General features: G+C 43.0%; 17 protein-coding genes. 4 read left to right on the top strand and 13 right to left on the bottom strand.

Translation table 11 applies throughout. The annotated features are described in order from the left end of the window. Positions 1–269 precede the first annotated feature (269 nt). From LOZ91_RS13550 to rplM, 5 genes are all read right to left on the bottom strand, one after another. Positions 270–917, bottom strand: coding sequence for a hypothetical protein (locus tag LOZ91_RS13550; RefSeq protein ID WP_005169443.1), 648 nt, complete (start codon positions 915–917; stop codon positions 270–272). 19 nt (positions 918–936) lie between these two features. Further along, entirely contained in the window at positions 937–1365 is a 429-nt protein-coding gene (locus LOZ91_RS13545) for a ClpXP protease specificity-enhancing factor (protein ID WP_005098047.1), read from the bottom strand. A gap of 9 nt (positions 1366–1374) precedes the next feature. Further along, complete coding sequence (locus LOZ91_RS13540) at positions 1375–2028, bottom strand: glutathione S-transferase N-terminal domain-containing protein (protein ID WP_244783405.1); 654 nt, start codon at positions 2026–2028, stop codon at positions 1375–1377. A 337-nt stretch (positions 2029–2365) separates the two neighbouring features. Further along, positions 2366–2752: a 30S ribosomal protein S9 gene (rpsI, locus tag LOZ91_RS13535; protein WP_005007735.1), complete on the bottom strand. Its 387-nt coding sequence runs from the start codon at positions 2750–2752 to the stop codon at positions 2366–2368. Between the two features lie 13 nt (positions 2753–2765). Continuing rightward, positions 2766–3194 (bottom strand): 50S ribosomal protein L13, encoded by a 429-nt coding sequence (rplM, locus tag LOZ91_RS13530; protein ID WP_004281682.1) that lies wholly within the window; start codon positions 3192–3194, stop codon positions 2766–2768. Between the two features lie 305 nt (positions 3195–3499). On the opposite strand from rplM, the gene pdxA reads away from it, so the two are divergent. From pdxA to LOZ91_RS13515, 3 genes are read left to right on the top strand one after another with little or no spacing between them, the layout of a single operon-like run. Further along, positions 3500–4468, top strand: coding sequence for a 4-hydroxythreonine-4-phosphate dehydrogenase PdxA (pdxA, locus tag LOZ91_RS13525; protein ID WP_180083418.1), 969 nt, complete (start codon positions 3500–3502; stop codon positions 4466–4468). 33 nt (positions 4469–4501) lie between these two features. Beyond that, positions 4502–5314 (top strand): 16S rRNA (adenine(1518)-N(6)/adenine(1519)-N(6))-dimethyltransferase RsmA, encoded by an 813-nt coding sequence (gene rsmA, locus LOZ91_RS13520; protein WP_005169455.1) that lies wholly within the window; start codon positions 4502–4504, stop codon positions 5312–5314. Positions 5315–5320: 6 nt separating this feature from the next. Then, complete coding sequence (locus LOZ91_RS13515) at positions 5321–6166, top strand: symmetrical bis(5'-nucleosyl)-tetraphosphatase (protein ID WP_005169457.1); 846 nt, start codon at positions 5321–5323, stop codon at positions 6164–6166. Positions 6167–6218: 52 nt separating this feature from the next. Here the strand turns inward: LOZ91_RS13515 and LOZ91_RS13510 are convergent, their stop codons facing one another. The 8 genes from LOZ91_RS13510 to LOZ91_RS14615 form a co-directional block, all read right to left on the bottom strand. Further along, complete coding sequence (locus LOZ91_RS13510) at positions 6219–6665, bottom strand: DUF2147 domain-containing protein (protein WP_005098035.1); 447 nt, start codon at positions 6663–6665, stop codon at positions 6219–6221. A gap of 148 nt (positions 6666–6813) precedes the next feature. Continuing rightward, positions 6814–7263, bottom strand: coding sequence for a DUF2147 domain-containing protein (locus LOZ91_RS13505; protein ID WP_005098033.1), 450 nt, complete (start codon positions 7261–7263; stop codon positions 6814–6816). Positions 7264–7324: 61 nt separating this feature from the next. Continuing rightward, a complete protein-coding gene (locus tag LOZ91_RS13500) occupies positions 7325–7774 on the bottom strand; it encodes a DUF2147 domain-containing protein (RefSeq protein ID WP_005098031.1) in 450 nt (149 codons plus the stop codon). A gap of 183 nt (positions 7775–7957) precedes the next feature. Continuing rightward, positions 7958–8404 (bottom strand): DUF2147 domain-containing protein, encoded by a 447-nt coding sequence (locus tag LOZ91_RS13495; RefSeq protein ID WP_005098029.1) that lies wholly within the window; start codon positions 8402–8404, stop codon positions 7958–7960. A gap of 86 nt (positions 8405–8490) precedes the next feature. Continuing rightward, the gene (locus LOZ91_RS13490; RefSeq protein WP_005098028.1) at positions 8491–9165 is read right to left on the bottom strand and encodes an LrgB family protein; all 675 of its coding nucleotides are present in this window, start codon (positions 9163–9165) and stop codon (positions 8491–8493) included. 9 nt (positions 9166–9174) lie between these two features. Beyond that, positions 9175–9546 (bottom strand): hypothetical protein, encoded by a 372-nt coding sequence (locus LOZ91_RS13485; protein ID WP_005098027.1) that lies wholly within the window; start codon positions 9544–9546, stop codon positions 9175–9177. 35 nt (positions 9547–9581) lie between these two features. Beyond that, positions 9582–10922, bottom strand: a complete 1341-nt coding sequence (gene hflX / locus LOZ91_RS13480; protein ID WP_005098022.1) for a ribosome rescue GTPase HflX — start codon at positions 10920–10922, stop codon at positions 9582–9584. 77 nt (positions 10923–10999) lie between these two features. Further along, positions 11000–11131, bottom strand: a complete 132-nt coding sequence (locus LOZ91_RS14615; RefSeq protein WP_005098021.1) for a hypothetical protein — start codon at positions 11129–11131, stop codon at positions 11000–11002. A 189-nt stretch (positions 11132–11320) separates the two neighbouring features. Here LOZ91_RS14615 and LOZ91_RS13475 point away from each other — a divergent pair, with 189 nt between their 5' ends. Next, positions 11321–12127, top strand: a complete 807-nt coding sequence (locus LOZ91_RS13475; protein ID WP_244783404.1) for a lysophospholipid acyltransferase family protein — start codon at positions 11321–11323, stop codon at positions 12125–12127. Positions 12128–12247 lie beyond the last annotated feature (120 nt).

Raw genomic sequence — 12247 nt, 5'->3', positions numbered from 1 at the left:
AATTAGCAGGGGGTGTTTTTTTGTGTGCGGGATTTTTAAGAACTTTTAATAAGCAATATTGAAACTACTAGAGCTTCTCAAACTTATTGAAGTGCTTAAATATATTTATATTTCAAAGCTGATCAAAACTTTCTTAGGAGGGTTGTTCTTATAGCAGTGATAGGAGATCTTGAATCTTGGGCTTGCTCTAAAATAATTGATAGGCCGATCTTATAAATCTTGGCAAATAAAAAAACCAGCAAAATGCTGGTTTTTGATTGCAGTTCATTTTAACCAAATACGCGCATTACGGCTGCGATTAATACCCAAAGAATTGCAATGGCGATGATGGGTTCAACAATCTTTGCCCATGTTGGGGTTTCTACAAGAACGACGTCTTCAACATCTTGATGCTGATGATTCTGGCTTACCATTTGATTAAACTCCTTCATTGATGCCTCCAATGATAGCTCTTCTTGTACAATTGGTTTAGAGCCTTTGAGTTCTGTTAGGTTGTTTGTTGTCCAAACCCAATCATCTGCTTGACCGGATAAATGTTCAATCTGGCCGGTGAGCAGTTCTTGAATGCTGTTAAGATTATGATTGCCGGTATCATGTAACTGTTTTAATTCAGTGAGCTGTAAATGGAAAATTTCCGAGGTGCTTTGTTCTAGTTGAGTTCGATCCAGAGCTGACTGGTTTTCCGAATGGGTGGCCAGATGACGCACGACTTCCAGTATATATAATTCATCAGGATGATTAATTTCGTTATAAATTTTTTGTGGATTGTTGCGCCACTCGGTAATCAGTTTGCCTAAAGTTAAGGCATTAATTTCAGTTATATATTTTCGTCTTTCTTCTTTCGTATGGTCTTTTAGAAGCTCAGGCTTTTGAGTTTCTATCTGTTCAACAAAATATTGTACTAAATCAAAAGCCATTCACTTGCTCCATTATTTTTTAATCTAATAACCTTAAAGTTGGTTTTTTCTTTGGCTGTTCAGGTTTTTCTTCAGTGCTTGATTTTAAAGCATCTTCATCGGTTTGTGTATGTTCATATTCACTTGGATCAAAGAATAAACCTTGGCCGTTTTCACGTGCGTAAATACCGAGTACGGCTGCCATAGGGACATAGATATCACGAGAGACACCACCAAAGCGAGCAGAGAAGCTAATTGCATCATTGCTCATATGTAGCGCATGTACCGCATGAGGCACAATATTCAGCACAATCTGCCCATCTTTAATAAACTGCTCAGGAACCATGGTATTTGGACGTGTCGCATCGACCAGCAAGTAGGGCGTCATATTGTTATCGCAAACCCACTCATAGATTGCGCGTGCCATATAGGGACGAGTAGGGCTAAGGTTGAATTCTTGTTCGGACATGATGTTTCTCTACAGGTTCTTGATTTGTGCTGAATAACGGTTTTTTTCCTGCAATGTCATAGATTTTACAAAGGCAGGACGACTGAAAATTCGCTGGCAATATAAATAAAATGGACGGCATTGCTGCTGCGGTAATTCTATGCCCATCTGTTTCAGGCGGATAAAAATTGGTGCCAACATGCAATCCAGAATACTGAATTGTTCAGACATAAAATAGGGAAAATGCTGGAATAGTGGCATCAATGAGGTCAGGATATCTTGTAACTGCTTCTGTGCCTGGTTTTTGGCTTTTTTATCTAGGGTGTCTGGATGACGTAACATGATATCGGCCAGTTGTAGCCAGTCATTTTCAAAGCGCCAGATGTATTGACGTTGCTCCGCGCGCGGCATCGGCGCATCGGCATACAGTTTATTCTGACGATAGCGATCATCTACATATTCAGAAATAATTGAAGTATTGAATAATTTGAGTTCATTTTCGATTAGCATCGGCAACTGATTATAAGGATTGAGACTGGCCAGATCCTCGTCATCTGTATCTACCAGAATCAGGTTGTATTTAATTTGCTTCTCGGTAAGCACATAGCGAATCCAATGGGAACGGAAGTCATCGGCATGACTATATAAGGTAATTCCTTGAAGAGGCGCGCTTTCGACTGACATAAATCCTGATGAAGTTCTAATGAATAGACTAGGATACTAAAATTCAACCTAAAAAGCACCAAGCATCAAAGATCAATCGGCTTGAGCCAAGGTAGATTATAAGAAAAATATCTGGAGAAAAACAGCATGCTTATTAAACTGCTCATCATCCTGCTATTTATTGTTATTGGCGTAGCAAATTATTATCTGAGTAAATCATTTTGGTGCCATGACGGGGGCTGGGGTAAAGATATACATGAACAATAACCGCAGAAATATCCTTCAATATTGACAATGAATACTTATAAAAAAAGCCTTGGAATAATCCAAGGCTTTTTTGTCCGGTTCGGTAAACGAATTAACGTTTAGAGAACTGAGGACGTTTACGAGCTTTACGTAAACCAAGTTTCTTACGTTCAACTTCACGAGCATCACGAGTAACGAAACCAGCTTGACGAAGAGCAGGTTTTAAAGTCTCGTCAGAAGCGATCAATGCACGAGTAATACCGTGACGGATTGCGCCTGCTTGACCACCGATACCACCACCAGCAACAGTGATGTAAAGGTCATATTTCTCAGTTGCTTCAAGCAGCTCAAGAGGTTGGTTAACCACCATACGAGCAGTTTCACGACCGAAATACTGTTCAAGAGTACGGTTGTTAATTACGAGTTTACCAGTACCAGCTGATAGGAAAACACGTGCAGTTGCGGTCTTACGGCGACCTGTACCATAATTAGTAGCCATGTGCTGTTATCCCTTAGATGTCCAAAACTTGTGGCTGTTGAGCAGCGTGTGGATGCTCAGTACCTGCATACACTTTCATTTTCTTGATCATTGCATAACCAAGAGGACCTTTAGGTAACATACCTTTAACAGCTTTTTCTAGAACTGCTTCTGGTTTGTGAGCGATTAACTTTTCAAAGTTAGTCTCACGGATACCACCAGGGAAACCAGTGTGGCGATAGTATTTCTTATCTTGTGACTTTTTACCAGTCACAGTGATTTCTTCAGCATTGATTACAACGATATAATCGCCAGTGTCAACGTGAGGAGTATAAGAAGTCTTGTGCTTACCGCGTAAACGACGAGCGATTTCAGTCGCAAGGCGACCTAAAGTTTTGCCAGAAGCATCAACAACGTACCAGTCGTGTTGAACCTCAGCTGGCTTAGCGCTGAGAGTTTTCATTAAACCACTACCTATTATAGTTGGTTTGGACTATGGAATCTGTCCAAACTAAAGGAGACGCGATTCTAAACGAATACGTGAAGAATCACAAATGAAAATTGAAATTTCAAGCGCTGTATTTTATCTAATCTCCTGAAATAAGGAAAGGCATAAACCTGAATATCTCGCAAAAACAATGACTATATTTGTAACCATCCTTTCAATCGTATCAAAATATTGATTTATAAGGACGCTTTGCAATGATCGCTGCAGCCTGAATATGATCGGGTTATAATATTTCTCAGCTTTGCCAAATTGAGAAGATGATGCTGCCTTTATATGTCACCAGCGGGGAACCTGCCGGAATTGGTCCTGATATTTGCCTGAGTCTGGCAGAACGTGTGGATGAACGTCCGATTGTAGTATTGGCCGATCTGAATATGCTGAAAGCCCGTGCAGATCAATTGAAATTGTCTGTGGCGTTGATTGAATATACCGGACAGGACGCATCTTCAAAAAAAGGTCAGCTGTATGTTGAACATGTGCCACTCAATCGGCCTGTGGTATTAGGTGAATTGAACCCGAACAATGCCGCTTATGTATTAGAACAACTGCGACGATCTGCGGACTATGCCATGTCAGCTAAAAGTGTCGGCGTGGCAACTGCACCGGTGCAAAAGTCTGTGATGAATGAAGCTGGCATCCATTTCAGCGGTCATACCGAATATTATCAAGAATTTGCAGGCGTTGAGCGGGTGGTGATGATGCTGGCGACCAAGACTTTACGTGTGGCTTTGGCAACGACGCATCTTCCTTTACGTGCCGTTGCCGATGCGATTAGCAAAGAGCGTTTGCATCAAGTCATCGATATTCTGATTCACGATCTGAAATCCAAATTTAAGATTGAACATCCACATATTTTGGTCTGCGGTCTCAATCCGCATGCAGGCGAGGGTGGCTATTTGGGTATGGAAGAAATTGAAGTGATTAATCCGGTACTTGAAAGCTACCGTGCTCAAGGCATCAATATGAGTTTAAGCTTGCCCGCAGATACTTTATTTACCCCGGAAAACTTAAAAGATGCCGATGCGGTTCTGGCGATGTATCACGATCAGGGCTTACCTGTGTTAAAATCACAGGGCTTTGGTGAAGCCATTAATATTACCCTCGGCTTACCCTTTATTCGTACATCTGTAGATCATGGCACAGCACTCTCCCTTGCGGGTACGGGACTTGCGAAAAGTTCCAGCCTGCACGTTGCTGTCGATTTAGCCCTCGATCTGGCGCGCCACTGATTATTGTTCATCACTCACGTTGGAAATGTTTTTATGTATCAAATTAATGCCTTAAACCCAAAAGAAGAAGGGCATCAGGCTCGAAAACGATTTGGTCAAAACTTCTTACATGACCAACGTGTCATTGCCAAAATTGTACGCTCAGTCAATCCACGTCCAGGTCAGAACATTCTGGAAATTGGGCCGGGTCTGGCTGCATTGACCTCACCTTTGATTGGTGAATGTGATGCATTGACTGTGGTCGAACTTGACCGTGATTTGGCTGCGGGCCTGCCGGGTCGTGTACCACATCCAGAACGTTTAACCATTATTGAAGCCGATGCACTGCGCTTTGATTATTCAACATTATTTGAAGAAGGCCGTCCGCTGCGCGTGGTTGGTAACTTGCCCTATAATATTTCTACTCCCCTGCTTTTTCATCTTTTGGAATTTGGTGGCAAAGTGCAGGACATGCACTTCATGCTGCAAAAAGAAGTGGTTGATCGGATTACCGCATTACCAAATACTAAGGAATATGGCCGTTTGTCAGTCATGATCCAGTATTTCTGCAAACCGACTTTCCTGTTTGAAGTACCACCGGGATCTTTCAATCCGCCACCAAAAGTAACCTCGGCGGTATTTCGTTTAGAGCCTTATGCAGACAAGCCGATTGTGGCCAAAAATGAAAAAGCGCTGGCACGTCTGGTATCTCATGTCTTTACCCAGCGTCGTAAAACCTTGCGCAATAGCTTAAAAGGCATGCTGGTTGAAGATGGTTTTGAAAAAGCGGGTGTTGACCCGATGGCACGTCCAGAAACTCTGACCCTTGAACAGTTTGTTGCACTTTCAGATCAAATGGTGGCTTAAATAACGATGAACCGCACTGTTCGATATAATTATGTAATTGGCGATGTGCAAGGCTGTTTTGAGGCCTTGAAAGCTCTGCTCAAAGAAATCCGCTTCGATGCAGATCAGGACTTTATCTGGTTTGCTGGAGACTTGGTGGCACGAGGTGAAAACTCAATTGCTGCACTGCGGTTTATCAAGAAGCTGGCCGAACAGGGATCGGCTGCAACAGTCTTGGGTAATCATGATTTGACTTTATTGGCCTATGCCCGCGGCATCAAGCCGATTAAAGAAAAAGACAATGTTCGTGATGTGATTGATGCCATCGACAGCGATGACCTGATTGACTGGCTGCGTAAACAGCCGCTGTGTCTATTTCCAAATGAGCAGACTATTCTGACCCATGCAGGGATTCCGAATATCTGGAATGCAGAAAAAACTGCTCAATTGGCACAAGAAGTTGAAGCCATCATTTCTAATGATGACTTCGATGTGCTGGATGATTTTTTGAAAGAGATGTTTGGGAAAGAACCCGCACTGTGGTCAGACCAGCTAAAGGGCCATGAGCGTATTCGCTGTATCGTGAATTATTTGACCCGGATGCGTCTCACTGATGCAGAGGGGCGTCTGGAATACAGCTTTAAAGATGCGCTAGATGATCCAATGCCGGAAGGCTTTAAACCCTGGTTTGAATTTGAGTCATTAGCAGCGCAAAGCCATCAGATTCTGTTTGGTCACTGGGCTGCCTTAAATGGTAAAACTATTTCGGACCGAATTCAAAATGTCGATGGTGGCTGTGTCTGGGGCAATCAACTCATGGCATTCCGTCTGGAAGATCAGCAGATGTTCGCGGTTGATAATCCGGTGATCTAAGTAAATCCAATAAAAAAAGCCACGTGATCACGTGGCTTTTTTAAACTATCTATTAGTCTGCACGTATCCAGGTCTGGTTACGACCAAGTACTGAAACACCTACACTGGCGCGCAGGGTTAAACGTTTGCCAGTGTTGTTTAAACGCATTTTTGCGTCATAAATTTTACCTGCCAAAGGATCAATCACTTTACCTTTTTCATAGTTATTGGTGCCTTTAACATGTTTTAAGCCCTTGATAATTGTCATACCTAAAATGGGCTGATTGGTATAGGGAGCAGGGCAGGCATTACATTTTTCACGTGGTGTATAGCCCGGACGAGGGGTAACTTTCACAATTTTAGCAGAGTAAGTGTCGTTAGGCTCTTGGCTAATTACGATAATCGCTTTGGCAGCTCCCGTTTTATCATCAATTTGTTGCCAAGTTCCAGTAATATCTTCCGCCCAAAGGGTCATGCTAAACCCTGTGGTCAATGCGGCAAGTAATATTTTTTTTAACATAGAGAGTCATTCCAGAGAGTTTTTTGTCATCGCGCCCTCATGTTAGGAATTATGATTAAATAGTCAATAATTATCTGAATACTATAGAGTTAATGTACTAAAAAAAGCTGCCAAGTTGGCAGCTTTTATTAATATTGAGAATTGGATACTAATCCTGACGAATCCAGGTCTGGCTGCGGCCTAAAGCAGAAACGCCGACATAACCACGCAAGGTTAAACGTTTACCATTGGCATTCAGACGTACTCTGGCATCGTAAATTTTACCCGCCAACGGGTCGATCACACGGCCTTTTTCATAGTTATTGGTGCCTTCCACATGTTTTAAGCCAGTCAGTACATCCATGCCCAGAATAGGTTGATTGGTATAGGGAGCAGGACATTTATTACAGGTTTTCTGTGGGGTATAGCCCGGACGTGGCGTAACTTTGATAATTTTTCCGGCAAACGTACCGTTATCATTTTGGCGAATTTCAATCACTGCTTTTGGTGAACCGGTTTTGTCATCAATTTGTTGCCAGGTGCCTGTTAAGTCCTGTGCATACGCAGTGCCAGTCATCATGGCAGCGATGAATATTAATCCTAATTTAGATTGTTTCATTATATTTATCCCTTTTTTTATAGATGAAATAAAATATCTCCAACACAAATGTGCTGCTTTATTAATCCTGGCGAATCCAGGTTTGTGTACGGCCGATGGCAGATATCCCAATGTATCCACGTAGAGTCAGTCGTTTCCCATTGGCAGAAATCCGCCCTTTTAAATCATAAATTTTGCCAGTTAAAGGGTCGAGTATTTGACCATGTCCATAGTTATTCTTGCTGGTTGGTTTCAGCCCTTTAATGATCTCTAGTCCTAAAATCGGTTTGTCTGTATATGGGGGTGGGCACTTTATACATTTTTCCCGTGGCGTATAGCCTGGTCGCGGTGTAACTTTGTGAATGTTCCCAGTATAAGAACCATCTGCCTGAGTTTTCATTTCAATCAGTGCTTTAGGTGAGCCGGTTTTATCGTCAATCTGTTGCCAGAAACCCGATAACTCCTGCGCAAATGCCATGGAGCAGGTGACTATAGAGGCTGTAAATACACCTAAAATTGCAATTTTCTGCATACGATATCCTTATGACAACACATCAAATTCCATTTGATACATATTATGTAAATTCTACTTATTATACTTTCATAATCCATGAGAAAAGCATATGTTCAATATTCATACAACTTAATGTATGAAAATGCAAGCTTCTCTCTGCTAAATTTTAAACTCATCACATTTTATTCAATAGAGTATGAATTAATCCTGTTTAATCCAGGTCTGGCTGCGACCCAGGGCCGAAACGCCTACATAGCCGCGTAAAGTCAGACGTTTACCATTACTGCTTAATTTTGCCTTGGTGCTATACACATTCCCGGATAATGGATCGAGTAGTTTGCCTTGAGCAAAGTTATTATTGCCGGTGTGCTTCAGGCCTGTCAGTACATCCAGTCCAAGAATCGGTTTATTGGTATAAGGTGCAGGACAAGAGACACAATTTTCTTTTGGGGTATAGCCCGGGCGCGGCGTGATTTTGGTAATTTTGGCCGTATAAGTGCCTGTAGCTGTTTCGCGAATTTCCAGGAATGCTTTAGGTGAACCGGTTTTATCATCGATATTGCGCCATGTCCCTGACAGATCCGAAGCTAAGGCCAGATGGCTGAAAGAGGTTAAAAGTAAAGCCGAGAATAATTGAACCTTTTTCATATTTCTGTTCCTTGAATAAAATTGTTTTATGTTTGTATATTAGGAACGATTAAAGCACAAAACAAACAATTAAAATGATTCACTAGTCACATTTTTTGCAAATAAAGTATAAAAGTAGGCAGCCAGATGGCAGTAAACACCGCATTAACTGCCATACCGAAAGCGGCATAACGTCCTGCAACACTGCCACGCTGCCAGGCCTGAGCTGTACCAATCGCATGTGCTGCCAATCCTAAGGCCAGTCCGGAAGCACGTTCATCATTGATATGCCGCAGGATAAACGGTGAAAATGCTGCGCCAATCACTCCGGAAAGAATCACAATCAGAATCACCATACTGATTGGAGCATCCAGCAAGGTGGCGATATTAATCGCAATGGGTGTCGTCACCGCCCGAGTCGCGAAAGCCATAATATCTGCGGAAGACATATGCAGCAGATATGCAAGTCCCATTGGTAGGGCGACAGCACTGATACTGGCAAAAACCAAGATACCGATAATCGCTTTTAGTGGTAAGTCATCATAGCGCATTGCAGCCAGTGGAATGGCCAGGGCGACGGTCACATAGCCAAGTAAATGATTGAAGAGCGGATTCACTTGATCCATGTAATTTTGATAAGGAATCCCGAGCACAAATAAAATTGCAAGCACAAAGAACATGCTAAATACGATGACAGGAATTTGCGGGATGATCCGGTTACAGGGTTTGGCAATCAGATAGGCCATCAGCGTGACCGCAAAGCCATATAAAATAGATAACATGCGGTACTCCTATAACCAGCGCTTGGCCATTTTGGCGTAAATCCATAAAGGAATCAGGGTGCTGAAAAACATGATGAACAAAAATGCCGGAATTTTCTGGCCCATATGGACCAGCATCATCAGTGCACCTGCACTGACAGGCAGGAAAGCAAAGGCGCTTTCCTTCATCAGCTTGTTATTGGTGTCTACGAGACGAGCGGGAAGTTTACCGAAATAGCGCCAGGTAAAAAGGGCAATCAATAAGCTGAGTAACCCTACCAGATTGCCCAATTCAGGATGATCCAGCTGGGTCATGAGCCAGACGGATGCTTCCCGAAAGACAATAATAAGTAACAGGGTGCCGATCCATGCTGGCCAGTCTATTCGTTTTATCCAGTTCATTCGTATGATCAATTATTAAGTTTACTTATCAAGTTTTACTCGATCTTTGACCGGATTTCAAACGCTTCCAGTGGACGTTGAAACTGCTGCGCCTGTTTTCCCAAAATTTCATCTAAAGGTAAATGCGCCTGTTTAATCAGCTGCTCCAGTTTTTGTGCTGCAATCCGAATATGTAAATGCAGCTGACCTTCATCATCATAATGTTCTGACTGGATTACATTTAAACCATAAAGCTGGTTGCGCAGCTTGCCGTAGGCGGGTTTCAGAATCAGGTCAAAGGATTGCAATTGTCCCATCAGGGCTTCATGTACCGCTTTACGCAGCAGGTCGATCCCTTCGCCACTATGTGCTGAAACATAGACACGTTCTGGCTCACCCGGGCGTCGATAAATAATTTTGGCCTCATCGCCGCTACAGTCAATTTTATTGTAAACCTGCAGGATCGGAACATCGGCACCAATTTCTTTCAGGACTTTTTCAACCGCTTCAATCTGCTCCAGCATTTCTGGACTACTTGAATCGATGACATGCAGCAACAGGGTAGCTTCTACGGTTTCTTCCAGGGTCGCCTTAAAGGATTCAACCAGCGAGTGGGAAAGATTGCGAACAAAACCCACCGTATCTGCCAATACCAGATTACCGATGCCATCCCATTCCAGACGTCTTAAAGTCGGGTCCAAGGTGGCAAAAAGCTGATCGGCTGCATAGACATCACTCTTGGCCAGCAGGTTAAACAGGGTCGATTTGCCGGCATTGGTATAACCGACCAAAGACACAGTGGGGACAGCTGCTTTTTGACGGGCAATACGACCTTGCATTCGGGTCTGGCGGACTTTATCAATTTTGGCTTTCAGTTGTCCCATGCGAATACGCAGTAAACGACGGTCAGTTTCAAGCAGGGTTTCACCCGGGCCACGCAAGCCAATGCCGCCTTTTTGGCTGTCGAGATTGCCACGGCTGCGAATTAAGCGGGATGATAAATGTTGCAGTTGTGCCAGTTCGACTTGCAGCTTGCCTTCATAGGTACGGGCACGCTGGGCGAAAATATCTAAAATCAGTTCGGTACGATCGACCACACGGCACTTGATGACCTGTTCCAGATTACGGGCCTGGGCCGGTGTCAGGGCATGATCAACAATGACCAGATTGGCGTCCAGTTCTTTTACGCGTTCGGCGATTTCTTCTGCTTTGCCTGACCCGATAAAAAATTTGGCATCCGGTTTGACGCGTTGAGCATGAATATGTTCCAGAATTTCGGCATCTGCAGATTGTGCCAGCAGATTAAACTCTTCAGCATCAAGGTCATCCAGCATTTGTACGCTGACACTCACCAGAATGACGCGTTCTTTCCCCCGATGTTGTTCTAAATATTCCACTCAGGCCAATCTCCACTTGAAAGCTTTAGTGTAGTTGAAAAAGAGCGAGGCAGATACTGAATTAGCGCGGCTTTGGTTTAAAGTGCGGTGACAAACAGTTGTGCAAGTGTTACCAGTACAGCGGCATAGATACAGGTACCACCCAAAATATATTTGAGCACTTGTAAAGGCTGAAGCTTTTCATTCGCAGGCTGGGTTTGATCTGGCATGGCAGCGATCCTTTTTGATCCAATATTCCGATGTTTTTATTATAAATGATTCATTAATCCAATTAAAATTGAAGATATAGATCTTATTGGTCGGTTTTTATTATCAATGCATGTTGCGAATGAACAGTATAGAATGAGTTTAATTCGTGGATATTCCCTGTATCTAGCTTAGGATTTAGTGACGTTTTTATGAACCCAACTGTACAAGATCAAACATCTCACCGACATGGCTTGGCAAAATTCTGGCTTTATATGCGAAAAGTAACAGCTTTACTGGCTGTTATCAGTGAAGGGTTCTATTTGGTTTTCCGTCACGGTTTATACAAAAATCCGAACAATCCAACCAATACCCGTTATGTGCAACATTTTTGTCGACAGTTGTGCAAAGTATTCAATATAGAAGTCCAGGTGCACGGCGAAATTCCGCGCGAACCCGCTTTATGGGTGAGTAACCATGTGTCCTGGCTCGATATTGCAGTTTTAGGTTCAGGGGCACGCGTATTTTTTCTGGCCAAAGCAGAAATTGAAAACTGGCCAATTCTGGGTAAATTGGCCAAAGGTGGCGGCACTTTATTTATCAAACGTGGTTCTGGTGATTCGGTGCGTATCCGCGAACAGATTACCGGATTTTTAAAACAGAATATTCCCGTATTATTTTTTCCTGAAGCCACCACTTCAGATGGGCGAGCCATTAAAAAAGTACACGGCCGGATTTTGGGTGCTGCGATTGAGGCACAGCGTCCTGTGCAAATTTGCCTGATTTGTTATGTGAATCAGCAGGGCGACCTCGATGTGGTTGCGCCGTTTATCAATGACATCAGTTTTGCAGCCCATGTCAAAAAAGTACTGGAAATGCCACAAGTGATTGCACATTTAGTGGCTTTACCTGCAATCGCGACTGAGGGGCACACTGTTGAAAGCCTGACCCGTGTGGTACAGCAAACCATGCAGGCTGGCTTGGTGGAGTTGCAATCGCGTGTACTAGAAAAGACTTAATAAAAAACAACTGGATGAGAAATTTAGGCATTTGATATCTATTCTTGGGAATAGACGTGTATAGCCTCATCTTTGCTTTAAACATTTAAATGGCTTTGTGTTGGCAAAACTCTACTTTTG

This window comes from Acinetobacter sp. F-1 (assembly GCF_022869025.1).
GTDB classification, from domain to species: Bacteria; Pseudomonadota; Gammaproteobacteria; order Pseudomonadales; family Moraxellaceae; genus Acinetobacter; species Acinetobacter pseudolwoffii.
Note: the sequence above shows the minus strand (reverse complement) of the source record. Positions and strands in the feature narration are given on the sequence as shown.